Here is a 26,660-nt window from a genome sequence, read left to right as displayed (position 1 = left end):
GTATAATTTAGATAGCTAGTTTCAAGTGAAACAAAACAATTTTATAAGACTAAGTCTATAAATCGTTAATTTAACGAATTTGTCATCATACTAAGCTCGCAGCAAGCTTCCAACAGCTTTCGGTGAACGGTTCAGTGAACAGGTGATTACTGTATTATGTAATTAAGCTCAGTTTACTTCTTTAAAACATACTAATCTGTAGGTTCTATCACTCTACCTGCAATCGCTAGTTCAGTTTTTAAGGTCTCAATATCGGCCTCTGCGATAGTTACAGTCAAAGTAACTTGCTTACTATAAGCGACATCATCAACACCACCTTTCAAGCTCTCAACCACATAGCGACACTGAGCTTCAGTCGCAAAGTCCGCTAGTATTTGCACTTGCGTCATCGGCACGTAAGGTTGCAATATCATCTGATCGACTGCTGCTTGGGCGGAGCCTGCATAGGCACGAGTGAGACCGCCAGCACCTAGCTTGATACCGCCAAAGTAACGCACGACGACGATGATCACGTTGCCGATGGACTTATGTTGCAAGACATTTAATATTGGTCGCCCTGCGGTACCACTCGGCTCGCCATCGTCATCAAAGCCTGCGCTGGTGGTGTTGTCAGGGTCGCCGATGATATAGGCCCAGCACCAATGGCGCGCATCAGGATATTGCTCGCGCAGCTGTTCCACGTGAAACATCGCTTGCTCACGCGAGCTGACAGGATAGGCATGAGCGATAAACTCAGATTTTTTGATCTCAAGCCGCGCGGTCACGGGGTTTTTTAAGGTTTGATAGCTCATATTGCATCGATGGTACACTTAGGGTTAGATGGGATATGTTAAACTGACACCACTATAACAAAACCCTATATGACTAAAGGTAGTAAAAAGTATGCGTCTCGATAAATTTATCAGTAAAGCCACTGAGCTGTCACGCAAAGAGTCCAAAAAAATCCTCCACGCCTCTGAGATCACCGTCAATGATGAGGTGGTCAAAGACCCTGGCCTACATGTCGATATTATCAATGATGAAGTGCTGTGGGCAGGCGAGCCGCTCTCGGTGGCGACGGGTAATCGTTATATCTTGCTGCATAAGCCTGAAGGCTTTGAGTGTACGTTAAAGGCCAAAGAGTATCCTATCGTCACCGAATTGATTGCCGTACCAGAGCTAGGCAGTTTACGTATCGCAGGTCGCTTAGATGTCGATACCACAGGCGCACTGCTGCTTAGCGATGATGGCGGCTGGCTACACCGTGTCACAAGTCCCAAGCACGAGCACGCCAAAGTCTATGAGCTAACGCTTGCTGATCCTATGAACGAGGAGGAGCAAGCCCGCGCAATCAAAAAGGTGGGCGAAGGTATCTTGTTAGAGGGCGATTATGAGCCGACCAAACCGGCTACCCTTGAGTTTATCGATGAGACCCATGCGCGTCTAACCTTGGAGCAAGGCAAATACCATCAGGTCAAACGCATGATGGGCTACTTTGGTAATAAAGTCGTTGCGCTGCACCGCGCCAGTATCGGTCATATCAATCTAGACGGCTTAGAGAAAGGCGACAGTCGTTTCTTAACGCCAGAAGAAGTCGCCAAGTTCTAGCCACTGACCTCTTTAGTATGCGCATCCATACTACTGTTTAAGTTATTATTTTAAATTCATCAGCAGCCACGACACCGTGTGCTGCTTTTTGTTGTCAGCTATTTATGTTTGTGATTCTCTTTTACTATTTCTGCGGTCTGCTTGTGTTGCCTATCTCTTAAAGTTGGGTAGCCATTTTGCAAAATTGCGCCGCTAATCATTTGTGTAAACCTTCCTTGTGATACAGTCTGTCTGATATCTCAATCTATTTTTTTACATAATATTATGATGAGCAATCAAGATAGATATTATCAAGTACAGAATTTATGAGTTATTAACGAGGACTGCTTTTGTGAAACTATCTGCCTTTAATTCGGTAAGCCTGATTAGCCTTGTACTACTCGCAACCACGGCTTGTGCTCAGTCAAACTCAGCGGATGCGGCGAGCACCCAATTGAACCAAAACAATCAAAGCATGCAGACGAGCAAAGCGGTAAGTGCAACTGTTGATAAACGCTTGCGCCAAGTGCTAACCCAAGCCGGTATCAAAACGCAGATTACCTCCATTGCGCCGTCCAAATTACCCAATATGTATCAGGTAAACTTGGCTGAACAGCCGCCGCTGCACATCACAAAAGACGGTCGTTATGTCATCCAAGGTGAGTTAAAAAAGAATTCAAGCAAGCGGGTAGTGACCAAAACACCAGTACGCAGCACGAGTGCGCAGGTAGGCAAGCCTGTCAGTGCAGCAGTCAAATCGGTGCTGCTCAAAAATACGCGTGCGCTCAAAAACATGAGTGCAAAAACGCCGTTCTTTTATACCGCAGTACCCGGCGTGATTTGGGGCGCAACGCTAGAAGGGGTGCCTTTCTTATTATCGGACGATGCGCAGTACATCACTGACGGTGAGATATCAGTGATCGAAAACGGTCAGTTTATCGGGCTCGATGAGAGTTTTGAGCGGCGCAAAAACCAATCGGTGTTTGCGATATTGGATGAAAGCCAACTGATTATTTATCCAGCCACCACAACTGAGAAGGCGGTGATTTATGTGGCTGATGACGTCAACTGCCCGTATTGCCGCCGATTTCATCAGCAAATACCCATGCTCAATGCCAAAGGAGTGACGGTCAACGTCATCGGCTATCCGATATACGAGCAGTCCCCTGAGCAAATGCGCGGTATCTGGTGCCAAGGTAGCGAAAACAGTCGCCGTCAGGCATTTGATAAGGCGATGCTACAAGGAGAGATGACACCTGCATCAGCGAGCTGTAACGTCGATCACGTGACGCCCAATCGCGAAAAAGCCGCTGGACTGGCGGTGATAGCAACGCCTGCCATTTACCGTGAGGACGGTGTACTATATCAAGCAAGCTTCGAGAGTCCTGAGTTTTTAGAATTTTTGGGTATCGAATAATCACATTGGTGTCGTTCACATTTTAGTGAATAAAGATTTTAAATCACGTCACAAAAAACCGCTTTATGAGCTGATTCATAAAGCGGTTTTTATCGTTTGACTTATCAAAATTTTGAATATCAAAAGCGATCTCAACTTGTTTATGGCAAGACAATATCGACGATCTTCCACTCAATCAAGCCTTGGCGCTGCATCTCTATCGTGAGTGGATAGCCTTTGACTTGACCGCTGATAGCAAAGCAATTGATACCGCAGTAGCTCAATGTTGGCTTGTCGCTATCGTTGCCTTGTGCCGCGTGCTCCTCAAGCTCGCTGGCTTGTTTTTTCATGACTTGCTGGATTTGGCTCTTGACCACCGCATCGACATCGCCGTGCTGAACAATCAAGCTTTGAATGAGGTTTCTGAGATCGACCTGATCGCTTGCGATGGCCCATGCCGCCGCCAGCTCTTTGGTTGCTGTATTGGCTTGACCCTGAGTGTTAATGATCTTTTCGATATTTTGCGGCGTGATGGCACCATCGACGGCCTTTGTGATAAAGCCATCGGCTGCTTGGGTTAATGCGTCTCCGCCCAACTCAGCAATCAGTGGGTACTTTGTCATGGTCGTGGCAAACTGGTCAGTCAGCTGATGTTGGATGCTTGGACGCACTTGCTCGTAATCAATGGTCGCTGCGATAGCGGCACCGTCTTTGGCATCGTAGGCATTTTTGAGCTGATAAGCACTGTAATAAGGGGAGCCTGCATAGATTGCTACGGCAATCACGATTAATAAAACAATCAGCTTTTTCATAAGACGGGGAACCTTGTCGCAAACGTCATGGGTATAAATGACCGTAGATATGGCGATAAATACTAGCACGACTCGTCATTATTCAGGTATGAAAAGCTTTGTAATAATCTTAATAAATCGTGTATACCGCCGACTCAAGACCTCAACTATGAATTTCATGACTTAAGCGCTTGATAAATCAGCAGACCATCTCCATAAATAGCGCAAACTTTTTATAATTGATTTGGCTAAGTAGCCCCCACCGTATTTTTCGTTACATGCACATATTATCATCCTGTGACATTGTGGTTTGCCATGTTTCACATGAAACGTTGCTGTGTGATTGTGTATGAGATGACGACCGTCAATGGTAAAAGCTGATCAAAGCTAACGAACTGACGAGCTGGTGGTGCTACGAAGACGATAGGAGAAACCATGAGTAAACGCGATTTTTATGAAGTATTAGGTGTCAGCAAGACCGCTGACAGCAAGGAGATTAAGCGAGCCTACCGCAAGCTTGCCATGAAATATCATCCAGATCGCAACTCTGATGACCCTGATTCTGAAGACAAATTCAAAGAAGCCTCAATGGCTTATGAAGTACTGAGCGATGAAGAAAAGCGCTCAGCGTATGACCGCATGGGTCATGCTGCCTTTGAAAATGGCATGGGTGGCGGTGCAGGCGGCGGCAACTTCCAAGACATCTTTGGCGATATTTTTGGTAACTTTGGTGATATCTTTGGCCAATCACGTGGCGGCGGTGGTGGACGCACGCGTCGCGGCTCTGACTTGCGCTATGTGATCGAGCTGACATTAGAAGAAGCAGTACGTGGCTGCAAAAAAGAAATCAGCTTCACCGCGCCAGCGCCATGTGACACTTGTGATGGTAAAGGTGCCAAAGATGCCTCTGATGTCGTGACCTGTCAGATGTGTCATGGTCAGGGTCAAGTGCGCATGCAGCAAGGTTTCTTTGCCGTGCAGCAGACTTGCCCGCAGTGTGGCGGCTCTGGTAAGCAAATCAAAAACCCTTGCCCTGACTGTCATGGTAATGGCGTCAAAGACAAATCACGCACGCTAGAAGTATCTATCCCAGCGGGCGTCGATGATGGTGATCGCGTCCGTCTGGCAGGTGAAGGCGAAGCTGGCGCCGCAGGCGTACAGAACGGCGACTTGTATGTCGAAGTACGTGTCAAACCGCACAACGTCTTTACTCGTCAAGGCGCGGACCTCTATATGGATGTACCAGTCAGTATCACGGATGCCGCACTTGGTAAAGAAGTTGAAATCCCAACCTTGGATGGTAAAGTAAAAATCAAAGTGGCAGAAGGGACGCAGAGTGGCAAACTGCTACGTGTACGCGGCAAAGGCGTGACGCCAGTACGCACCACGATGAAAGGCGACTTGATATGCCGTGTGGTCATCGAAACCCCTGTCAATCTGACTCGTGAGCAAAAAGATCTATTGCGTCAGTTCCAAGATACGTTAGATGATGACAGTAAGCATCAGCAGTCGCCACATAAAAAATCATTCTTTAAAAAGATTGGCGATTTGTTTGACTGATTATTTAACTCAGACAGACTGTTGCTAGATAGCCATACTGAGAGTAAGCCCAAAGGTTTCATGTGAAACCTTTGGGCTTTTTCTTGTGCTGATAAAAAACCACTCAGTTAACGATATTTGTTAAACTGACGATAAATGATATCCAAAAATAACCCACCAAATATAAAGTATGTAAGGTAGCGATATGAGTCAAGAAACAACAGAACAAACCATTAAAGTTGGTGTCATCGGTGCAGGTGGTCGTATGGGTCGTATGCTTATCGAAGCGGTACAAAATAATCCTAAGACCATCCTGAATGCAGCGATTGAGCGCCAAGGATCGAGTCTCGTCGGCGCGGATGCAGGCGAGGTGGCAGCTATCGGACGTTTAGAGGTGCAAATCGTTGACGAGCTAGAGGCTGTAATTAATGACATCGATGTGCTGATTGACTTTAGCTTGCCTGATGCGACTGAAAAAAACATGCAAGTTTGTGCCGAGCATAATGTCGCGATGGTTATTGGCACCACAGGATTTAATGAGGCGCAAGAGCAGGTATTGGCAAAAGCCAGTGGAAAAATCGCTATCGTCTACGCAGGTAACTATTCAACCGGCGTTAACCTGTCATTGAAACTACTTGGTATGGCAGCCAAAGCATTTGGCAATGATGCTGACGTAGAGATCATCGAAGCGCATCACAAACACAAAATCGATGCACCGTCTGGTACCGCATATATGATGGCTGAAGCCGTCGCAGAAGCGCGCGGACAGAACCTAAAAGATGTTGCCATCTACGGACGCGAAGGACAAACGGGCGAGCGCGAATCAGGCACGATTGGTATTCATGCGGTACGCGGTGGAGAGATCGTAGGCGACCATACTGTGATGTTTATCGCTGATGGTGAGGTGGTTGAGATCACTCACCGCGCACGAGAGCGCATGACTTTTGCCGCAGGTGCTGTACGTGCCGCAACTTGGGTAACCGAGCAAGCCGTTGGGCAATATGATATGCAAGATGTGCTGGGGTTGAATGATTAGAGCGCATTGACGATGACTTAAAAAAGGTGAGGAGATGCAGGTGAATCGTATAAAGCACGAATTGGCTAGTACCGTTCTTAAGGTGAATATTACCAAAAATATAAGCTTGCCCGCGTTTGCCCTAAGTCTGGCTGTCCTACCAATCACCGTACAAGCCAGTAACGTCCAAACCTATGTGATTGACACTTATGGCGGTGCCACGCTCCTGCCAACAGTAAAGCAACAACTCAATAATAGCGCTGATGGCGGCACCGTCAGCATCTACCAAGGTAAGCTAGTACTAATAACAACACCCCGCAATTATCAAATGATACAGCAGCTACTCACGCAGATTGACCGTCAGCCACAAGCGCTCACAGTCGCTGTGCGTGTTGGCAATAGCAGCAGTGTTCAGGATAATATTCGTCAGGGTCAGGTTATTATTACCAAGCGCAATATTCAGGGATCGGGTGTTTGGAATCAAAGTAACGGCCAGAAGCAAAGCAGCAGTTTATATCAAGTACAGACGCTTTCTGGTAGTGCCGCTAGTATCAGTACCGGCACGCTCTATTCATTGACGCAGAACTATCGTGCCACTATTCAACCGAATTATCATTATCCAGATGACCGTCAGCCAAACGCGCAGATTGTCATTCAGCAGCAGGTACTACTGCCAACGACGCAAGGCATTGCTGTCACACCGCGTCTACTACCGAATGGTCAAATCGAAGTGAGGTTGTCACAAGTTGAAGAGCGACTGGCGCGATCCAACTCATCCTACAATAGGTACGGCACGAGCAGTAATAGCATTCAAAGTCAAAGTCTGAACAGTACGATCATTGTGCCGCGCGGACAATGGGTGACGATTGGTGAGATTTCACAACGCTCAACCAGCAGCGGCAGTCGAACGACCAATAGCATTAATAGTGTACCGATAGCTCTGCTGGTTCAATAGCTCATTGTGCAAATGGCTAAATACAAAAAAGCGCGGTGTTGTTATTAATAGCACCGCGCTTCTCTATAAATGATAGGTTCAAACCCTAGTCAATATAAACCACTTCAAGCGGCGGGAAGCCGTTAAACTCTACTGATGAATACGAGTTGGTATAAGCACCTGTGGTTAGCCAATAGATTTTGTCACCAATCTCAAGCTCTTCTGGCAGCTGATAACCTGCTTCTTCGTACATGATATCGGTTGAGTCACAGGTTGGTCCTGCCAGTACGACCGTCCCTTCACTGGTAGATGTTTCCATCTTGGGAGTATAAACAGGATATTTGATGGCTTCGCCGAGCGTCTCGATTAAGCCTTGGAATAAACCAACATCCGTATAGACCCAGCGCGCCAAATCTGTGTCTGATTTGCGAGAGATCAGTACCACATCACTGACCAAGACACCTGAACCACCGACGAGTGAACGACCTGGTTCTAAAATAATCTCAGGCATCTCATCTGCATCGTAGTCATCAGTCAAATAGCTGGTAATCTCTTCTGCATAGACCTTAATAGGATTGACTTCGCTGATGTAGTTGGTTGGGAAGCCGCCACCTAGATTGATCATTTGTAGCTTGATGCCTTCTTCGTTCTTCATCCAGTCAAACATATACTTAACTTTGGCTAATGCATCATCCCATGCCGCAACGTCTTTTTGCTGGCTACCCACATGGAACGAGATACCATAAGGTACCAAGCCAAGCTCACGCGCCTGAATAAGCAAATCAATGGCCATATTAGGGTGACAGCCAAACTTACGTGACAATGGCCATTCTGCTGTCTCTGATCCTTGTACCAATATGCGCACAAATACTTTAGAACCAGGGGCATGTTTAGCAATATTTTTAAGGTCTGCTTCTGAATCAGTCGCGTACAGATCGATACCTTTTTCAAAGGCATATTTGACATGGGCGGCTTTTTTGATGGTGTTGCCATAAGAAATGCGTGATGGCTCAACACCGCAATCCAGCACACGATCCAGCTCATAGATGGAGGCACAGTCAAAGTTAGAACCAAGCTTTGCCAGCAGATTGATAACTTCAACCGCAGGACTGGCTTTCATCGCATAATGCAGTTTGGCATTCGGGAACAGGCTGACCATCTCATGATACTTAGTCTCGATACGACTTAGATCCACCACTAAAAACGGGGTCTCACGACCCTCAGCAGCTTTGGTAAATTTCTGCCAGCTGGCAGGGTCAAAATATTGGTCAATTTTGATCATGGTCATAGTAGTAAACCTTTGGTGAGAACAGTATCTGCTAAAAAATTGGCACCATCTAGTGGATATCAGAGAGTAACATCCACTATAGGCATCATTATGTAAAGGAGAAAGAGATTAAGAATTGATCGGTTGTGACTGCTGCTCAGCGGACTGGGCGCCTTGCTTTTCGCGTATCTTGAGGACTTTACGAACTTTATCACGGGCACGTGTCTGTTTCAAACGAGACAGGTAGTCGACGAATATCACGCCGTTGAGATGATCCATTTCGTGTTGGATACAGACGGCAAGCAAGCCTTCTACCACTTCGTCAATGACGTCGCCGTTCTCGTCTAATGCTTCGATACGTACTTTATTAGGGCGCTCGACTTTGTCGTAGACATCTGGGACCGAAAGACAGCCTTCTTCGTACGGTTGTTTTTCTTCTACCAATGGCGTGACCTTTGGGTTGATAAATACTCTTGGGGCACTTTTGTCTTCAGACAAATCCATCACGATGAGCTGAATATGACGATCGACTTGGCTTGCAGCAAGGCCAATGCCTTGAGCATCATACATTGTCTCAATCATGTCTGAGATTAAGGTTTTGATTTCAGCAGTCACTTCCTTGACTGGCTTGGCAATCGTGCGCAAGCGGGGATCTGGGTAACTTAAGATAGGGAGTAGTGCCATAACGCTCACCTCAATGATAGGGACAAAATAGGGTTGATATTATAAGATAAATGGGGACAAAAGTAATGCTTATCAATACTTTCCCGTCTATATCAGGTCTCATGCATCCACAAATTAAAGATTTTGATAGGTATCTGGACACAAAAAAGCCTCACTTAACGCAAGGCTTTTTTGTAGATATTCTATCTAGTCGGTAATTATGCACGGCGTTTGTTTACAATCATTTCATACAAAAATAGCAAAATGATCGCACCGATAACTGAGAAGATAAGACCAGTAAAACCGCCATCTGCGTTGATACCAATTAAGCTCGCTAGGAAGCCACCTAACATGGCACCGACGATACCCAATACGATCGTCATGATCCAGCCCATAGGGTCACTACCTGGCTTAATAGCACGTGCCAATAAACCTGCAACCAAACCTACGATAATCATCCAAATAAAACTCATGTTATTCTCCTAAATTATGAATATTTATAATATGTTGCTAATTTAATAACTCCATTGTAAAGATTCCTCAAACGCAAGAGTAAGCAAAAAATGTTACCTGTGTAGGGCCTATGTGAGGAAAAAGTCAGATTTGCTATTACGTAGGTGCAATAGGTAAACGGAAGGTTACAAAGGTAGCCATGGTGCTAACAGAATGGCGTATCAATCATTTAGCCACGACAGAAGAATTTGATAAGGATAGGGAATTAAATAAAAAAAGCGTAGCCCGTCTATGAGACAGCCACGCTTTTGTTTAATACTAATTTTAGGGTTTAGGGTTTAGGGTTAAATCAATCGTTTATTTATCACGCAATGCCGCTAATAGACGCTGATGAATCCCCTCAAAACCACCGTTGGACATCACGACTATTGCATCACCTGCTTGAGCATGACTACTGATATGTTCAATAATAGTATCGACACTAGACATTACGTGCTGGTTAATGATGGAGTCACTTGTAGCCGTGGCTTGTTCGATGACTTCTCTCAAACCCCATTCCAGTCCCGCTGGCTCATACCACAATGTATAGTCAGCGAGGGCAGCTGACTCAGCCAAGCTGTCTTGGTGAATACCCATTTTCATGGTATTACTGCGCGGCTCAATAATCGCCCAAATACGTCTGCCAGCCAGTTTCTTTTTGGCACCGTCTAATGTTGTGGTAATTGCAGTAGGGTGATGGGCAAAGTCATCAAAGACTAAGACATCGTTTACATCACCGATCAACTCCATCCGGCGTTTGATACCAGCAAAAGCCGATAATGCGGCGCAAGCGGTAGAGATGCTGACACCGACATCATAAGCGGCCGCGACGGCAACCAAGGCATTATTGACGTTATGAATACCACTCATGCCCCAGTCGATGACAGCTACTTCTTTATCAGCAGCAAAACTGACTTGAAATTGACTGCCATCTTCGCGAATGAGTTCCGCTTGCCAGTCGCTATTGTTTTTAAGCGTACGGTCGTTTTTACTGGTATTAGATGCGGTCGTATCGATGACAGCAGTACGCCAGATAGGGGTCCAAACGCCTTTTGCTAACGTATCTTCTAAGCTGATAGTTGCTGCAGGCATGATAATTTTTCCAGTGCTTGGAATCATACGTACCATATGATGAAACTGCGTTTGGATCGCATTCAAGTCAGCAAAAATATCGGCGTGATCAAATTCTAGGTTGTTCAAGATAGCGGTGCGCGGACGATAATGAACGAATTTTGAACGTTTATCAAAAAACGCAGAATCGTACTCATCAGCTTCCATGACAAAATAACCAGAAGGGACTGTCGTATCATCGTCAGTTTTTTCTGCCCCTAGATAGCTGCTGTGTGCAAATACCTGCTGTAAGTGCTCATCAGTGGTATTGACCAGTGGCACACCGCCAATTAAAAACCCTGTATCGATACCAGCGTAATGCAATATCCAAGCAAGCATGGTTGTCGTTGTTGTCTTACCATGAGTACCAGCAACCGCTATCACGTGGCGCGATTGCAGCACTTGCTCTGACAAAAACTGCGGACCTGACGTGTAGCGCAGACCCGTATCTAGCATATATTCAATCACATCCATGCCACGCTTCATCGCATTACCAACAACGACCAAGTCTGGCGCTGGTTGCAAATGCTTTACGAGATAGCCTTCTTCAATAGTGACGCCCGCATTTTCAAGTTGGGTAGACATAGGAGGATATACGTTGGTATCTGAGCCAGTAACGGTATGCCCAAGTTCACGCGCTAATAATGCCAGCGAGCCCATAAAAGTACCACAAATACCAAGAATATGAATATGCATAGACGTTCCGTAAGAGCTTGAATAAGAGAAATAGAGAGAGTAAAAATAAAGTTTTGGGTGCTGAGCTGTTATCAATCGTGACTAACGGTTTAATCAGTCATTGCCATGGCAGTAGTCTGGCAGACAAGCGATCATTGTAAAGTAAACGCTGGTCGATGACCAACAAAAAACGCCTAACAAGTAGGCGTTTTTTGGCTGATAAGTATCGTCGGGTTCGCTACTGCAGCCATTCAATTATATGACAATCTACTTACGTGACAACGTATAGTCATTATTTAGGTTTTTTTGCTCATCTATCAAAATCAGATGATTGTCTTGAATATAATAAGACTCAATATGTTTGTCTTCATATACAATGGTAATTTTGTCTTTATCTTGACGATAGACGCCAGACTCAAGTAACGGTGCGCGCTGTTGTTCAGCATCGTGATGGGTGCTGGATTTTAGTACAGAGCCATCAGAAAATAGGTTCAAAGTGACATCGATACTATCGCAGTCTTCACAAGGCACCATACCGCCATAATCACCCATTAGCGTGGCTTGTAGCGCACTACTGTTCGATTCTGAGTGTATAGTAGAAGGGTGCGTATGCCCCTCATTACTGGATTGAGCAGCAGCAATAAGTGATTGCCCTTCTGTAGATTCATTCAAACTGTCATCAGGATTTGACTCAGACATACTATCGCTTTCTATCTCTTCTGATGTGCTCTGCGGAGCAGACTCTGCTGATGCGTCGACAAATGAAGCTTTAGTCCTCATGTCTTGATCAGAATTCGAGGAGGCACTATCACAGCCTATCAATAGCACACAGAGTGGTACCGCTAATAAGGACGGTCCCCAGCGTCTAATGACAGTAGATGTGGTAGAGCAAATAGGTGCAAGATATATCATGGTCATACCAAAAACAGTTTTTGAATAGCGTTTTTAAAAATCACCTATGCCACTGGCAACCGTTATCAAGATAATCTTGTTGCCAAAAAAGAGAGACAAGGGGTCGTATAAACGTTGCGATAATATAGATATTGGAATTTGAGAGCGTAGCTGATCTTTGAAATGTAGACAATTTATCGCTCAAAAGAACAGAGCTCTCATAACTTCTCACTAAAACTACCCACTGAAAAAACAGGCTGTCTAAAGGTATCAAAGGGTTACAGATATATCTGTGGACTTTTTGTTGTGTTCAATATGCTTGGTATAGCAAAGTAGGCTCTATCGGTTTGTCTAACATAGGTAATAAAAGAGGTTTAACAGTCGCAGATAATAAAGCAGACATTGCATAGCAGAGTATGAATGTCTGTTTAGAAAGAAGTGATAACGGTAAAATATAAAGTGATTTTAATGAACTATCGAGCGATAGACTGGTTGGTGATAGGTCGCACGATACGCCACAGTATCACCCCATGCGCCACAAGAAGTACGCTAAATAGGATCAACGACAGCTCAGGGATACTAAGTCCGACAAACGTCCAATCGATAGAAGCACACTCACCAGAACCTGCAAATACTTCTTTGAGCACTTGCAACATAGGCAAGGTATCTAGCCAATAGTCCAAGCCTGGGCCGCATGACGGTACTTGATCGGCAGGTAGGTGCTGTAGCCAAACATGGCGTATAGCCACAGCAGTAGACCAGCCAATACCTGCCAAACTACCAAGCCATAATAGCAACTTCACCACTTTGGATTTTGGATTAAATAATGCTGATATCAGCGCAAAACCGCCCATGACTATTAGACCAATACGCTGAAAAATACAGAGCGGGCAAGGCGAAAGCCCTAGATGGCGCTGTAAATAAAACAGTGCAAAGCTCATGCCTATTATGGCCATCAATACTAAAAATATTTGTAAGTTACGATAAGTGGTCAGCTGTCGCATGGTGCGTTACTCTTATGGTTTCATCTATACAGAGGTTAGGATGCAATCAGGTTTAGCGATACTGCTGTAAAAAGTCCATAAAGTCTTCTGTCTCAGACTTCTCAATCTCAGCCTGCTGCAAGATAGACTTTTCTGCCAATACTTCGTATTTCGCTTGGGTGTTTGGACTGAGAGTCTGCTGCAATAATGACTCGCGATGCTGCTGCGCTAATGTAAAACCAAGCTGCCATAGACTACCTAAGCGTTTGCTATCAGAGTTTACTTGGGCGGAGATCGTCGACTCAGAATGTCCGGCTTTGCCTTGCATCAATGCCACTGCAGCACGGTAGTCATTGCCACCATAATGAGCATCTAGCAATGCAGCAAGTGGCTGCATACGCTCTAGATGCATCAGCATCCAGCCCTCAAGCGATTGCTCTTGACCGTTATTGATGATGTGCAGACCTTCACGGCGACCTTCGTTGACCACACGCTCTAGATTAATAGCGAGTGCTTCTTCTTCTTCAGGCAGCAAATCAGGTGAATCGCTGAATAGACAGTAGAGCGCCATCACTTCTAAAAAGCAAGCACTAGAGAGACGAATACCAACATCGCTATAAGGATCGAGATCAATCGCACGAAACTCAACATAAGCAATACCGCGACGCTCAAGCGCTTCGGTTGGTGTCTCACCACTCATCGCAATTTGCTTAGGACGGATAGGGCTATAGTATTCATTTTCTATCTGAAGGATATGATTATTGATCTGAACTGGGTTGCCATCTTCATCTTCCAGACCAAGCTTGGCAAAGCTCTCATGCGGTGTTTGGATCGCGCGGCGTAGTCCAGCGACATACTCTGGCAAATAGTTATAACGAATATCTAGCTGCTCTTGCACGCTATTGGTATAGCCAAGTTTGCCCATACGCAGGCTGGTGGCAGTCGGTTTATAGTAGGTTGAGTCATTTAGACGCTCTAGATCATGCTCACGCCCAGCAACAAAACAAGGACATACGCTTGGACTTGCACCCAATAAATACAACACAATGCTGGTCAGTCGCTTAAAGTTGCGAATAAGCCCTAGGTATTTCTCGTTTTTGAATTCTGTTAGCGTCTGCTCTTGTGCCGTTGGGGTTTGCGCTTGCCACGTTTCAAAGAGCGTGTCACCAAAAGATAGATTGTAATGTAACCCTGCGATGGTCTGCATACGGCGACCATAACGGATACCAAGACCACTGCGATAAAGGGTTTTTAGCTTACCTGTATTAGAGCTACCATAATCAGCCAGTGGAATATCTTCATCTTTAGAAGACAACATACAAGGCATAGATAGCGGCCACATCAGCTCGCCGTCAGGCATGCCTTGATACACCAATACATGCAATTGACGCAGCATATTGAGTGTCTCTTTTGGCGAAGCTTTTGGTTCGGTGATAAGCTCAAGCAGACTTTCTGAATAATCGGTTGTAATAAAAGGATGAGTCAATTTTGATCCGAGTTTGGCTGGATGCGGCGTCTGTGCCAAAAAACCATCAGGCCTCACGCGCAGTCCTTCTTTTTCGATACCGCGGAGCATACCCGTTAAATGCTGGCTGCCAAACCAATTGGGAATGTCAAAATTAGCAAAGCTACTCGCAAAATTACTCATAATAGTCATCTATTGTTATTCATTATGGCAGATCAAAACACGATGGGCGTTTGTCCATAAAAGAGGTAAATGTTGGGTCAATAATTCCGTCAGTTTAGCTCAAAGCCGTATTGAAAACCACGAACAATTACAAATACGATAAGCTTTGAGCAGGACGTTTGGGCTAGATTTTTCTCAGTATTTTTGATGAAATTGGTCAGCACGGATACTTTGCGGATTCATCAATATTGGCAAAAAAGCATCTATCTCAAAGATAGATGCTTTGATCGCGATGCTGCAAGTCATCCAATACGGCTTTGGCGCATGATCACAGGAATGTTGAGACGCAATAAAGGCATAGTATCGTTGGGTCATAGAGCCAAATCGCGAAAACCTAAATTGAGAATGACGAGCCACAGCCGCAAGTGGTGGTGGCATTGGGGTTGGTCACGACAAAACGTGCGCCTTCTAACCCTTCAGTGTAGTCAACGGTAGAGCCTTGCAAATATTGATAGCTTAGCGAGTCAACAACCAAGGTCACATCACCATTATCAAAATTGGCATCGTCTTCATTTAAGTCGTTGGCAAAGTTAAAGCCATAAGAAAAACCTGAACAGCCGCCGCCCGTCACATAGACGCGTAGCATCAGTTCACTATCACCTTCTTCTTCGCGCAGACGGCGTACTTTTTGTGCCGCACTGTCGGTTAGGCTTAATACCGTAGGATCTACTGGCTGATTTGAGCTTGGATTAAATTGGTTGGCTGATTCGTTCATATCTACCTCAGTTGCTAGGATCAAATGCGGTCGTCGTCCTGTTTGGGTTTGCAACAAAATGATTGCAAATAAAGATACGCACGGCGTTTGATTTAATTGGGTGCTGTCGTTATGGCAAAGCTATTGGTGCATTATAAGCTGTTTGTGCGATATCAATACGGTGTTTGTGCCACCAAAGCACTTTATTGATGATAAGCACTTATCTTTAGCAGTATATCATAATGGGAGTAGCGATTCGCTTGTCAAGAGTCATCGTCCTTACCAAAACTGATGAATCAAAACTTTTATAGCTATCAAGGTTATATAGTCAATCAATATTAAAAGTGGTACAAGGCAGACGAGTGCAAGTACTACAGTAGTAGGCTAAACGAGTCTAACGCTGTAACACTTTAATAGTGGTTCGACTATACTCATTATGTGTGCGAGAGTATATGGCTGCCAAAGGTCTTATTATAGTCATTCGTATCGATAGGCTGACAAGGATTATATAATCTAGGGTCATTGGCATAAATACTTAATTTTAAAACACTTCGTTTTGAAATAGTTATTTAATTGTTTGCCTATGCGGCAAGCGTTTGAAATAATAGCCGCCAGTAAACATGCCAGACGTGTGTTTTTTATTGCCTTGAGTTTTATATTATTGTTGAGATGAAGAGAGTATATGATCGAATTTAAAGACGTAAGCGTACGCCGTGATGGTCGAGAGTTGTTTGCAGGGGCAAGCTTTCAGCTCCATCCGGGTCATAAAGTCGGCCTAACGGGCAATAATGGCACCGGCAAATCTACCTTGTTTGCGCTACTGCTTACGCAAATGGGTACGGGGGACACTGAAGTCACGCTGGACAAAGGCGAAGTGAGTATCCCTGATAGTTGGCAGGTGGCGCACATGGCGCAGGAGGTCGGAGCCAGTGATCAGACGGCGATTGATTACGTGTTGAGCGGTGATGAGCAGTGGTACGAGATTAATGCCGCGCTCAGTGATTTAAGCGCTGTCAGCGATGAGCAAATTGGGGTGTTGCATCAGCAGTTCGATGAAATCGATGGCTACCGTACACCGACCAAAGCGGCACAAATCATGGCAGGCCTTGGGTTTAACACCAGTCAGCACGAGCTGCCTGTCTCAGGGTTTTCGGGTGGCTGGCGCATGCGCTTAAACCTCGCCAAAACCTTGATGAGCCGCGCTGATTTGATGCTGCTCGATGAGCCGACCAACCATTTAGACTTAGACGCCATTCTCTGGCTTGAGACTTGGATCAATGCTTATACCGGACTGGTCATCGTCATCTCGCACGACCAAGCGTTTTTGGATGCTACCGTCGGTCATATCTTGCACGTCGAACAACAAAAAATCACTCTTTATACCGGTAATTATCAGCAGTTTATTCGTACCCGTCACGAGCGTATGGCGCAGCAGCAGCAAGCGTTTGAAAAACAGCAAGCGACCCGCGCCCACTTGGACGACTTTATTCGTCGTTTCCGTGCCAAAGCCAGTAAAGCGAAACAGGCACAAAGCCGTATCAAGCAGCTTGAGCGTATGGCAGAGCTGTCGCCGATGATAGCGGACAACCCATTCTCTTTTCGCTTTTATGAGCCAGCCAATATGAGCTCGCCGCTGATTGAGATGACACACGCTGATATTGGCTATAGCGATACGCCTTTGCTTCGTAACGCCAATGTGCAGGTCACGCCTGATACGCGTCTTGGGTTACTGGGTATGAATGGCGCCGGTAAGTCGACCTTGATTAAAGCCTTGGTCGGCGAGCTGAAAATTTTGTCAGGTACTTACCGCGTGTCCGACACGCTCAAGCTTGGCTACTTTAACCAGCATCAAATGGACGCTTTAGATGCGGCGGCCACCCCGCTACAGATGATGCGCCGCCTAGCTGGTAAGACATCAGACGCCGATTTGCGTTCGTTCCTCGGTAGTTTTGATTTTCGTGGTGATCGTATCGATACGCCAAGTGAGCTGTTCTCTGGTGGCGAGCGCGCTCGTCTGACGCTGGCTTTGATTGTCTGGCAGCGTCCAAACGTGTTGGTCCTCGATGAGCCGACCAACCATTTGGACTTACAAATGCGTCAGGCGCTGACCCTAGCCTTACAAGGCTTTAAGGGAGCGGTGGTGCTGGTTTCGCATGATCGTGAGCTGATTGCCAATGTCTGTGATGAGCTATATTTGGTGCATGACGGGCAAATCGATGCGTTCGATGGTGATATCAGCGACTACGGCAAATGGCTGGCAGAAAAGCGTAAGCAAGAAAATTCACAAGACAAAAGTAGCAGTAATAAGAAAAGTAAAAAAGAGAGCAAAAAATTCGTTTCACGTGAAACAGGCAATAGCCAAGTGACCAATCAAGTGAGCAATACAGCACCTGATAATTCATCAAAAAGTAACACTGCGACCCCAGCGCTTAGTAAAGAAGAACAACGCAAATTAGCCGCTGAACAGCGTAAGCGCACTGCACCTATCCGCCGCGAGATTGAAGAGGCTGAAAAAGCACTTGCCAAGATTGAAGGGCAGCTTGCAACGCTTGAGGAAAAGCTGGCTGATACCGAGTTGTACGAAGAAAGCCGTAAGGCGGACTTACTGGTCTTATTGAATGAGCAAACCGCGCTACAGCAGCAGCACAGCGATAACGAAGAAAAATTGCTGCTATCGATGACGACGCTAGAAGAAATGGAAGCGGAATTTTAGTAGCAAGTTATATGAGATTTGGCTGTTAAGCGATTTTCGTCGTAAGTAATCAAACATAAAAAAGGGAGGGCATCAGCCCTCCCTTTTTTTACATCGTTTTTTGTAACATTATTCTTTACGGTATTTACCATCACCGTAGGACAGTACTTTCATTGTGGTCGTACAAAGCTGGCAATCGATTTGACTAGCAGCAGCTTTCGATAAATCAAGAATACGGCCTCGAATATAGGGGCCTCGGTCTGTGATTTTGACCACGACACTTTTTTTTGTTTTTTGGTTGGTCACTTGAACTTTTGTGCCAAACGGTAACGTGCGATGGGCAGCGGTTAGTGAGTTCATGTTAAAGATACTACCACTTGCAGTGCGTTTACCATGAAACTTGCTGCCGTAATAACTGGTATTGGCCGCAAAAACTGTGGTACTCAGTAATAGTGATAACGTGACAACCAAAGACTTAATTAAATATGACATTCATGACCTATAAGCAATTTATGAAATAGACAGCGATGCTTGCCTATGTTGTCATACCCCTATGAGTATGAATAAGGAGGGGATTTTACAAGATATAGATTGTCAAACTATTACAGCCGTGTAAAAAACTCATGAGGTCAAATGCTTGTTTTTTAAGGGAAAAATATCATTTTTGACTAAAAATAATGGAGAGAAGAGTACTGAAGATAGACTTATAGAGAATGGTTCTTATTAAGAAGTCAACAAGAGACCAGAAAGTAAATAACAAAATGCAAATAAGTGATATATAAATACGAATACTATCGATATAGTAAGTTTTGACCGCGAAAAGCCTACCGAAAACAGTCTGTTTTATTGTAATAAAAACTTTCTATTTTATTACTAAACTGTAAAAAAACCAAAATTATTGATTGCTTTGGGCTGTTTGAGAAAACTGGTCATATCGTATAGCGAGTCGTTAAGAAAAACATGGTGGTTCATGGCTGTTAAAAAACAGAGGTTGGAATATTTCAGTAAATATAAACAACAATCATTGAGTAAAAAAGACGGTCTCATCACTTTTAGTAATCATTAAGCGGCTTTATTTTTGTCTTTATATTATATTTTTCAATTTTCGTTACATCAATAAAAGTCAGTGATATAAAGCATTCTAGGAAGTCATCTAGAGCAATATTTACTATAGAGATATATTTCTATAAGTTTCCTTACAAAACAGTTGCATAAAAGAGACTTTAAGATTAGAGTTTTCGACCCAACAAATATTAACTAATGGAGTCACGTATGAAAAAAGTTGTTGCTGTGGCATTGCTCGCTGTTTTGACATCAGGATGTGCGACGCAAAACTATCTTGTGTCTTCATCGACTGCACCGACAGCCGCTACGAAGGCTGATGCTGATAAAATGCAGACTTTCTTTGTCAGCGGTTTGGGTCAAGAGCAAGACATTGATGCGGCCGAAGTTTGCCAAGGCAAAGAGAATGTGGCTAGTATCCAAACGCAAAGCAACTTTATCAATATTGCGCTAGGTTTTATATCTTCAGGTATCTATACCCCACGCCAAGTCCGTGTTTACTGCAAGTAAGGAATAATGAATATGAAAAAACTACTAACAATGGCAGTGATGGGTTCAGTATTATTGGTATCAGGTTGTGCAACCCAAACAGGTCTTATTCAACCAACTCAAAATACCACTCCAGAATATACTAAGTCACAGACCTTCTTTATTGGTGGTATTGGGCAAGAACAGACTGTAAACGCTGCTGAAGTATGCGGCGGCGCACAAAATGTTGCCAAAGTTCAAACAGTACAAGAAGCCAAAGACATCGCACTAGGTTTGGTCACTTTTGGCATTTATACCCCTCGTACGGCTAAAGTGTTCTGCCGATAAGAGACGCTATCAATACCTCACATCATTTATTTTGACCATTAATTGATCGATGTTGAGCGTTGTATCTTAGAGCCGTTAAAAAAAGAGCAAACAGTCACTGTTTGCTCTTTTTTTTGTGGTGAGTATTGGTCATCAGTGATGACAGAGATACTGCAATGAATTGGTAAGATTACTGGTAATATTTTTATAACGGTGTTTATTTTGATTATTGCTATCATAAAGTATGGACTATAAAAAATGACTATACCGAACACTAATATTGATCGATATGATCCATTCTACAGTTGGCATTTCGGTATGACTGATATGTTTTTATGTTGAGGAAAATAATATGGCAGAGAAAAATTACTATGACATTTTAGGGGTCAAAAAAGACGCCACAGACGCCGAGATCAAAAAAAAATACCGTAAGCTTGTGCGTCAATTCCATCCTGATGTCAGTGATGATCCAGACGCGGATAGTAAGATTGCTGAGATTAATAACGCTTATGAAACCATTAGAGATAAAGACAAGCGTGCCGAATACGATGCGATGTTGAACAACCCGTTCGCTGGACAAGGTGGTGCAGGCGGGTTTGGTGGTTTTGGCGGTCAGGCGGGAACGTCGCAAGGCGGCTTTCGCTGGGAGGATATCAAAGGCCAGTTCGGCGATGGCGAAGCATTTGGCGATGGCGGCTTTCGTTTCGATGATATTTTTTCAGCGTTTGGTCGCGGGGCGCGTGGTTCAGCCGGTGGTCGCTCTCAAAGCCAAGGGTTTGACCCTTTCGGTGGCGGTTTTGGGACGCAAGATAGTAAAGGTCAGGACCAGCATGCCGAGATTACAGTCGATCTGTCTTCGGTCTATCAAGGGGACGACTATAGCATCAAGTTAAACGTTCCTGTGCGTCAGCCTAATGGCGAGGTGAGCTACGACAACAAAACGCTCAAAATTAAAATTCCAAAAGGCATTACTGATGGCAAGCAAATTCGCTTGAGTGGGCAAGGTGCTGCTGGCAGTAGCAACGGCAAAAATGGTGATTTGTTCTTAAAAGTAAAAATCCGCCATGATGACAATATCCGTATCGAAGGTGCAGACGTTTACCAGACTGTCAATATCGCACCATGGGAAGCCGCATTGGGTGAAAAAATTAATGTCAGCACGCCAGCTGGCAAGCTTGGTGTGACCATACCCAAAAACAGTAAATCAGGTAGCAATCTGCGTCTAAAGGGCAAAGGTATCCCTGCCAAGCAAGCGGGCGATTTATACTTGACCTTAAATATTATTAACCCTGATGTCAGTAGCGATGCGGCAAGACAGGCTTATGAGCAGCTCAAGCAAGCCTTTGCCGACACCACTATCAACCGTTAATCCATGCGCTTGATGGTCGACATTCATCATGATAGTCAATAGTGAGTCATCAAGATGAATGCACCAAGGATGAAATAAAGAGAAAACGAGGATAATAGCTATGAAACACTCGCCTGAATTTACCGATATCATTATGAGCTTAGATGAGCTTGTCTCTGCTTGTGGCCAAGAGCGCCAATGGGTCATCGAATTGATTGAAGAAAGTATTATTGAATACGATGTGCCAGAACGTGAGCAATTCACTGGCTATCAGCTGACAACCGTGCGCCGTGCCTCACGACTCAGCCGTGATTTTGATGCCAGCGTGCCTGCCATTGGCTTGATACTTGAGCTGTTAGATGAGGTTGAGCAGCTGCGTCAATTCAAACGTCAGTCTGAGCGCCAAACGCCTATCATAGAGGTTGAGATCGACAGTATAAAGTAGTTAAGACCTAAAAATACCGCATAAAAAAAGGCCTTTATTAGGCCTTTTTTTATCGACAGAAAATGCTTTGCTAAAAATTAACGTGAATAAGTAGGATCAGCTGCTGCGGTAAATAGCACGTCCGTTGAAGAGTTCAGTGCGGTCTCTGCCGAATCCTGAATCACACCGATGATAAAACCAATGGCAACCACTTGCATAGCAATGTCGTTCGGTATGCTAAATAAGCTCGCTGCTAATGGAATGAGTAGCAACGAACCACCAGCAACACCAGAAGCACCGCAAGCACTAATCGTCGCCACCAAACTCAATAGAAGCGCTGAAGCAAAAGACACCTCAATGCCCAAGGTGTGAGCGGCAGCAAGGGTTAACACGTTGATGGTAATCGCCGCACCCGCCATGTTGATAGTTGCTCCTAGCGGGATGGTCACTGAGTAAGTATCTTCGTGCAATCCAAGCTTACGCGCTAGGTTCATATTCACGGGAATGTTGGCGGCTGAACTGCGCGTAAAGAAGGCTGTAATTCCTGATTCGCGTAGACATCTGAACACAAGTGGATAAGGGTTTTTGCCCGTCTTAACAAGCACGATAATAGGGTTTGCGACCAAAGCGATAAACAGCATACAGCTGATCAGTACCATCAAAATACGGGCATAGCCTGCTAGCGAGGCAAAGCCTGTCTCAGCGACCGTACTGGCAACCAGACCCAAAATACCAAAAGGCGCTAGGGCAATAATCCACTTGACCACTTGCGAGATGGCATCGGCAAAGTCACCAACGACATTGCGTGCCGTGTCGCTGGCTTGGCGTAGCGCAAAACCAATGATGATGGCCCATGCCAAGATACCGATATAATTGGCTTCTGCAATGGCATTGACCGGGTTGGCAACCAAATTCATCAATAGGTTGGTCAATACTTCTTTTAGGTCGGCGGGGGGAACTTGCGCGATATCGGCGTTGACCAATACCAGATCAGTGGGGAACAAAAAGCTGGCACCAACGGCGGTTAAGGCAGCCAAAAAAGTGCCAAACATATACATGATCAGCACAGGCTTGACATAGACTTCATTGCCACTGCGATGTTGGCTAATCGCCGCCATGACCAAAATGAACACCAGTATAGGCGCTACGGCTTTTAGTGCACCAACAAACAATGTACCAAGTATCCCTATGGCGATACCGATACTTGGTGCTAGCCAACCGATCAGCACCCCTAATACCAAACCAATAATAATGAGCGGCACCAGCCCGATACGCTGATACATCGCAATCAATGAACGCATTTGTACATCCTCGACGTTTGTCAAAAGTAAATGAATTGTTTGAGCAAAAATTTATCGAGGGATGGTAGCATTTTTTGGCATATTCGCATACCACTCATAGCAGTGGAGGCGACGTATAAAGTGAAAGGTAACAGGTAAAATATAACGAGTGTGCTCAAATGTGGAGCAAGTATGGACGAATATTCATTAGCGCAAATGCTTGGTCAGTCGGACATTAGAAATAGCGACATACCCAGTGATGCCTAAGATAGGGAGTGTGCTCTTTAGTAAGACAGTGAAGAGGTTAGTGACAAAGTAAAGAGAGAAATAAATGGTCGCACTATACCTTAAAGTGGGTCAACTCATAGCCTAATTGCTGATAGGCTTTATATTTGTGGCGACCTTCTTGGGTACTGGTAGCATCAGGTCGGATCAGCTCAAGGACGCGAGAGGGCTTGGCATTATTGGTCGTAGCCATAAAGCCAGTCACCGGACGTGTCGTTGTATTGAGCACGATACCATTAAAGTCTGCTGGCATATAACTGCCGAGCAATACGGGCGCTAACGATTTGTCGGCGTCAGAGTCAGCGGCTTTAGAATGAATATCCGACAAGCAGTGATGCGGGATAAAGCTGGTGGCATCTTGTGCCCAAAGTGCTCTATCTAGCTCTGCTAGCAACGTTTCATCTTCGATCAAAATCAACAAAGACTGCGTGCTTTTGTTCAGCGCTGTCTGAGTCAGCTGACAAATAAAGCCCAAGAAATCTTGGGCTTTACTTTCACTTAATAGATAAAAACTGATCTTCATAGAATGGTTTTCATAAAGTATTTTATAAAATAGCATTTATCAATAGACGGTCATTAATGCACTGCCATTGATCGATTAAGCCATATCCGCGCTGTTTTTCAGGTACTGCATAAATAGCGGTACTGGACGACCAGTCGCGGCTTTATCTTTGCCTGAGTTCCATGCGGTACCAGCAATGTCTAAATGCGCCCATGCCTGACCTTCTTCAATGAAGCGAGACAAGAAGCAAGCAGCAGTCACTGCGCCCGCACCTTTACCACCGATGTTTTGGATATCAGCAATTGGCGAGTCAATCAGTGCTTGATACTCGTCGTCTAGTGGCATGTGCCAGATAAGATCACCTGATAAGTTGCTCGCATTCTCGAGATCAAACAATACATCTTCATCGTTACTAAAGACTGCCGAACGCACATGGCCTAATGCAACCACGCAAGCGCCAGTCAATGTGGCGACATCGATGATGGCTTTTGGATTATAGCGCTGTACATAGCATAAAGTATCAGCCAATACCAAGCGACCTTCGGCATCGGTGTTCAGAATTTCAACAGATTTACCATTCATGGCTTTGACAATATCGCCTGGGCGCGTGGCATCACCTGATGGCATATTCTCAGCACAGGCGAGCGCACCGACCACGTTGATTGGTAGACGTGCTTCACATAAAGCTTTGATGGTACCAAGTACTGAGGCTGAACCACCCATGTCAAACTTCATCTCATCCATTGCCGCGCCTGGCTTGATTGAGATACCGCCTGAATCAAAGGTCACGCCTTTACCGACCAAGACGATAGGCGCATCATCATTTGTAGCTTGTGCATTATTGTCGCTAGCTTTGTCGGCTTTCTTAGCGGATTTTTTGGTTGGTAGTTTATCAGTGAGCGCTTTTTTTAGACCAGTCACTTTTGCGTTGCTAATCGTTTGCTCGGTGGTGCCAGCGTTTGCACTAAATGAGGATTTACCGCGGTACTCCATGATGACAAGCTGACCTTCTTTGGTAGAGCCTTGAGCCACTGATAAGAAACAGTTCATACCCAGCGCTGACATCTCGTCTTCACCGAGTACCTTGACAGTCAATAGGTCAGGATAGGTTTTTGCAAGTTCTTGTGCTTGCTCTGCCATATATGCAGGGAAGCAGATATTACCTGGCTCATTGGCGACGTCACGAGTGAGGCTTTGACCGGCGAATACTGCCTCAGCAAATGCGAGTGCAGGCTGTAGTGAGTTATCAGCTAACAGATAAATATCAGTCAATACAGGGGTCGCCTGCTCAGACTTATATTTGTCAAAGCGATAGCTGGCTGCCAATAGGTTTAGGGCAAATTGACCAAAATGGCTCTCTTCTAACGCATCACCCAAGGCAACGGTAATAGACGATACTCGCTTTTGCGTGCTGCTATAGATGGTCTTGGCAATTTTTTGCAGTACGGTATTGTTGAATTTGTCCGTGTTGCCAACACCAACCAACAATAGCTGTACAGGGTTTTGTTTGGTGGTTTTTTTATCCCCTGCCAATGCATAATCAGCAACGGTCTCACAGGCGGTTCCCTTGAAGTGAGAGACTTCAATCAATTGCTCAATACGAGCGGTATAGTCAGTCAACATGGAGTCGGCAAGGATGTTTTTCTTATCATCGACCAAGACCACCAGACAAGCGTCGTCTTTACTTATGGCTTCTTTTTTGAGGATTTTTTGCGTATGCGTCTTTGGCAGGTGCTGAGATAATTTGATATTCATATAGTTATCCTTATTAGAGTTATGAAAATGATGCAATTGCTGGTGCCTGTTAGATTATTGGATTATTTGGCTTGTAGAGCAATCACGATAGTGTAGCATATTGCGATGATGGTGCGCAGTTTGCACCGTTTAGGTAAAATGTCGGAACCGTTTTACTTGATCAGTGGTTAGGGATTCACGCTAACCTTTCACCAACTCATCAGTCGTTACTAACGCACTAAACCTGTCTTGTAGCGCTGCCATCGCGGTGTCATGCATGACCTCAGCACTGATGGTTTTTCTAGTAGCACTTGGGAGATCGCGAGTGGCACAGGCGTCGTGACAGACAAAATTGTCAAAACCCAGATCAAAAGCAGCTCTCACACTGGAACTTACGCACATGTGGCTCATGAAACCTGCAAAAATAATTTGTTGTTTGTTTGCAGACGAGAGTAGTGATTGTAGCTGCGTATCATAAAACGCATTGGGATGGTTTTTGACAATCACCGTCTCGCCATCATGCGGCTGTAGTTGCTCGACTATCTCGACGTTAGATGATAAGGGATCAAAGACATTGCCATTTTCTTCTGCACCGTGATGGGTGATGTGAAAGATGGGGACATCTTGCTTGCGGGCTTTATCCAGCAATAGTCGTGCGTTGTCGATGGCCTTAGCGCCCGCTTGCCCCAGTGGCATCGCGCCATCGACGTATTCGTTTTGATAATCAATGAGAACGAGGGCGCAGTTTGACCAATCAAGCGTATTGAACTGACCACCAGCAAGTTCAAGTAGGGTTGCGGGCGTAGATATGGTATTAGTCATTGGTATTCTCCAT

25 protein-coding genes are annotated in these 26,660 nt (G+C 45.0%); 10 read left to right on the top strand and 15 right to left on the bottom strand.

Annotated features, from left to right (window positions below):
- Positions 1–191: 191 nt before the first annotated feature.
- Complete coding sequence (locus PSBA01_RS05960) at positions 192–791, bottom strand: YigZ family protein (RefSeq protein ID WP_093071295.1); 600 nt, start codon at positions 789–791, stop codon at positions 192–194.
- Positions 792–882: 91 nt separating this feature from the next.
- Between PSBA01_RS05960 and PSBA01_RS05955 the strand changes: the two genes are divergently transcribed.
- Together PSBA01_RS05955 and PSBA01_RS05950 are read left to right on the top strand one after the other, a co-directional pair.
- Positions 883–1,587: a pseudouridine synthase gene (locus PSBA01_RS05955; protein ID WP_093071296.1), complete on the top strand. Its 705-nt coding sequence runs from the start codon at positions 883–885 to the stop codon at positions 1,585–1,587.
- A gap of 331 nt (positions 1,588–1,918) precedes the next feature.
- Entirely contained in the window at positions 1,919–2,983 is a 1,065-nt protein-coding gene (locus tag PSBA01_RS05950; RefSeq protein ID WP_093071297.1) for a disulfide isomerase DsbC N-terminal domain-containing protein, read from the top strand.
- Positions 2,984–3,123: 140 nt separating this feature from the next.
- Here the strand turns inward: PSBA01_RS05950 and PSBA01_RS05945 are convergent, their stop codons facing one another.
- Positions 3,124–3,774 carry a DUF2939 domain-containing protein gene (locus PSBA01_RS05945; RefSeq protein ID WP_186475326.1) on the bottom strand — a complete coding sequence of 217 codons (651 nt, stop codon included), beginning with the start codon at positions 3,772–3,774 and terminating at the stop codon, positions 3,124–3,126.
- Between the two features lie 414 nt (positions 3,775–4,188).
- Between PSBA01_RS05945 and dnaJ the strand changes: the two genes are divergently transcribed.
- From dnaJ to PSBA01_RS05930, 3 genes are all read left to right on the top strand, one after another.
- A complete protein-coding gene (gene dnaJ / locus PSBA01_RS05940) occupies positions 4,189–5,313 on the top strand; it encodes a molecular chaperone DnaJ (RefSeq protein ID WP_071002636.1) in 1,125 nt (374 codons plus the stop codon).
- Between the two features lie 184 nt (positions 5,314–5,497).
- The gene (dapB, locus tag PSBA01_RS05935; RefSeq protein WP_186475325.1) at positions 5,498–6,328 is read left to right on the top strand and encodes a 4-hydroxy-tetrahydrodipicolinate reductase; all 831 of its coding nucleotides are present in this window, start codon (positions 5,498–5,500) and stop codon (positions 6,326–6,328) included.
- 40 nt (positions 6,329–6,368) lie between these two features.
- Positions 6,369–7,262, top strand: coding sequence for a type II and III secretion system protein (locus PSBA01_RS05930; protein ID WP_228724653.1), 894 nt, complete (start codon positions 6,369–6,371; stop codon positions 7,260–7,262).
- Positions 7,263–7,347: 85 nt separating this feature from the next.
- On the opposite strand, the gene PSBA01_RS05925 is transcribed toward PSBA01_RS05930, so the two are convergent.
- The 8 genes from PSBA01_RS05925 to erpA form a co-directional block, all read right to left on the bottom strand.
- A complete protein-coding gene (locus tag PSBA01_RS05925) occupies positions 7,348–8,523 on the bottom strand; it encodes a type III PLP-dependent enzyme (RefSeq protein ID WP_186475458.1) in 1,176 nt (391 codons plus the stop codon).
- 114 nt (positions 8,524–8,637) lie between these two features.
- The gene (gene def, locus PSBA01_RS05920) at positions 8,638–9,192 is read right to left on the bottom strand and encodes a peptide deformylase (RefSeq protein WP_186475323.1); all 555 of its coding nucleotides are present in this window, start codon (positions 9,190–9,192) and stop codon (positions 8,638–8,640) included.
- A gap of 197 nt (positions 9,193–9,389) precedes the next feature.
- Positions 9,390–9,644 carry a GlsB/YeaQ/YmgE family stress response membrane protein gene (locus PSBA01_RS05915; RefSeq protein ID WP_058024727.1) on the bottom strand — a complete coding sequence of 85 codons (255 nt, stop codon included), beginning with the start codon at positions 9,642–9,644 and terminating at the stop codon, positions 9,390–9,392.
- Positions 9,645–9,981: 337 nt separating this feature from the next.
- Positions 9,982–11,469: a UDP-N-acetylmuramate:L-alanyl-gamma-D-glutamyl-meso-diaminopimelate ligase gene (gene mpl, locus PSBA01_RS05910; RefSeq protein ID WP_186475322.1), complete on the bottom strand. Its 1,488-nt coding sequence runs from the start codon at positions 11,467–11,469 to the stop codon at positions 9,982–9,984.
- Between the two features lie 246 nt (positions 11,470–11,715).
- Complete coding sequence (locus tag PSBA01_RS05905) at positions 11,716–12,228, bottom strand: copper resistance protein NlpE N-terminal domain-containing protein (protein WP_228724652.1); 513 nt, start codon at positions 12,226–12,228, stop codon at positions 11,716–11,718.
- A gap of 584 nt (positions 12,229–12,812) precedes the next feature.
- Entirely contained in the window at positions 12,813–13,343 is a 531-nt protein-coding gene (locus tag PSBA01_RS05900; RefSeq protein WP_071002630.1) for a disulfide bond formation protein B, read from the bottom strand.
- A gap of 52 nt (positions 13,344–13,395) precedes the next feature.
- A complete protein-coding gene (gene gshA / locus PSBA01_RS05895; protein ID WP_093071306.1) occupies positions 13,396–14,970 on the bottom strand; it encodes a glutamate--cysteine ligase in 1,575 nt (524 codons plus the stop codon).
- 373 nt (positions 14,971–15,343) lie between these two features.
- A complete protein-coding gene (gene erpA, locus PSBA01_RS05890) occupies positions 15,344–15,724 on the bottom strand; it encodes an iron-sulfur cluster insertion protein ErpA (RefSeq protein WP_058024722.1) in 381 nt (126 codons plus the stop codon).
- Between the two features lie 661 nt (positions 15,725–16,385).
- Between erpA and PSBA01_RS05885 the strand changes: the two genes are divergently transcribed.
- The gene (locus PSBA01_RS05885; RefSeq protein ID WP_186475320.1) at positions 16,386–18,416 is read left to right on the top strand and encodes an ATP-binding cassette domain-containing protein; all 2,031 of its coding nucleotides are present in this window, start codon (positions 16,386–16,388) and stop codon (positions 18,414–18,416) included.
- Positions 18,417–18,524: 108 nt separating this feature from the next.
- Here PSBA01_RS05885 and PSBA01_RS05880 read toward each other — a convergent pair whose 3' ends face one another.
- On the bottom strand, positions 18,525–18,887 hold the full coding sequence (locus tag PSBA01_RS05880; RefSeq protein ID WP_058024720.1) for a septal ring lytic transglycosylase RlpA family protein: 363 nt from the start codon (positions 18,885–18,887) through the stop codon (positions 18,525–18,527).
- A gap of 780 nt (positions 18,888–19,667) precedes the next feature.
- On the opposite strand from PSBA01_RS05880, the gene PSBA01_RS05875 reads away from it, so the two are divergent.
- The 4 genes from PSBA01_RS05875 (at position 19,668) to PSBA01_RS05860 (ending at position 22,045) form a co-directional block, all read left to right on the top strand.
- Positions 19,668–19,967 carry a Bor family protein gene (locus PSBA01_RS05875; RefSeq protein WP_058024719.1) on the top strand — a complete coding sequence of 100 codons (300 nt, stop codon included), beginning with the start codon at positions 19,668–19,670 and terminating at the stop codon, positions 19,965–19,967.
- Positions 19,968–19,979: 12 nt separating this feature from the next.
- On the top strand, positions 19,980–20,273 hold the full coding sequence (locus PSBA01_RS05870; protein WP_071002625.1) for a Bor family protein: 294 nt from the start codon (positions 19,980–19,982) through the stop codon (positions 20,271–20,273).
- Positions 20,274–20,604: 331 nt separating this feature from the next.
- Entirely contained in the window at positions 20,605–21,621 is a 1,017-nt protein-coding gene (locus tag PSBA01_RS05865; RefSeq protein WP_186475319.1) for a DnaJ C-terminal domain-containing protein, read from the top strand.
- A gap of 100 nt (positions 21,622–21,721) precedes the next feature.
- The gene (locus tag PSBA01_RS05860) at positions 21,722–22,045 is read left to right on the top strand and encodes a chaperone modulator CbpM (RefSeq protein ID WP_071002623.1); all 324 of its coding nucleotides are present in this window, start codon (positions 21,722–21,724) and stop codon (positions 22,043–22,045) included.
- Positions 22,046–22,122: 77 nt separating this feature from the next.
- On the opposite strand, the gene sstT is transcribed toward PSBA01_RS05860, so the two are convergent.
- The 4 genes from sstT to PSBA01_RS05840 form a co-directional block, all read right to left on the bottom strand.
- Positions 22,123–23,325, bottom strand: coding sequence for a serine/threonine transporter SstT (gene sstT, locus PSBA01_RS05855; protein ID WP_186475318.1), 1,203 nt, complete (start codon positions 23,323–23,325; stop codon positions 22,123–22,125).
- A gap of 319 nt (positions 23,326–23,644) precedes the next feature.
- Entirely contained in the window at positions 23,645–24,112 is a 468-nt protein-coding gene (locus PSBA01_RS05850; protein ID WP_186475317.1) for a DNA polymerase III subunit chi, read from the bottom strand.
- A 75-nt stretch (positions 24,113–24,187) separates the two neighbouring features.
- Entirely contained in the window at positions 24,188–25,846 is a 1,659-nt protein-coding gene (locus PSBA01_RS05845) for a leucyl aminopeptidase (RefSeq protein ID WP_186475316.1), read from the bottom strand.
- A 180-nt stretch (positions 25,847–26,026) separates the two neighbouring features.
- Positions 26,027–26,647 (bottom strand): cysteine hydrolase family protein, encoded by a 621-nt coding sequence (locus PSBA01_RS05840; RefSeq protein ID WP_228724651.1) that lies wholly within the window; start codon positions 26,645–26,647, stop codon positions 26,027–26,029.
- Positions 26,648–26,660: the final 13 nt, after the last annotated feature.

Origin of the sequence: Psychrobacter sp. KCTC 72983, assembly GCF_014280455.1 — a bacterium.
Lineage (GTDB): Bacteria > Pseudomonadota > Gammaproteobacteria > Pseudomonadales > Moraxellaceae > Psychrobacter > Psychrobacter pacificensis.
This window is presented reverse-complemented; position numbering and strand designations above follow the sequence as displayed.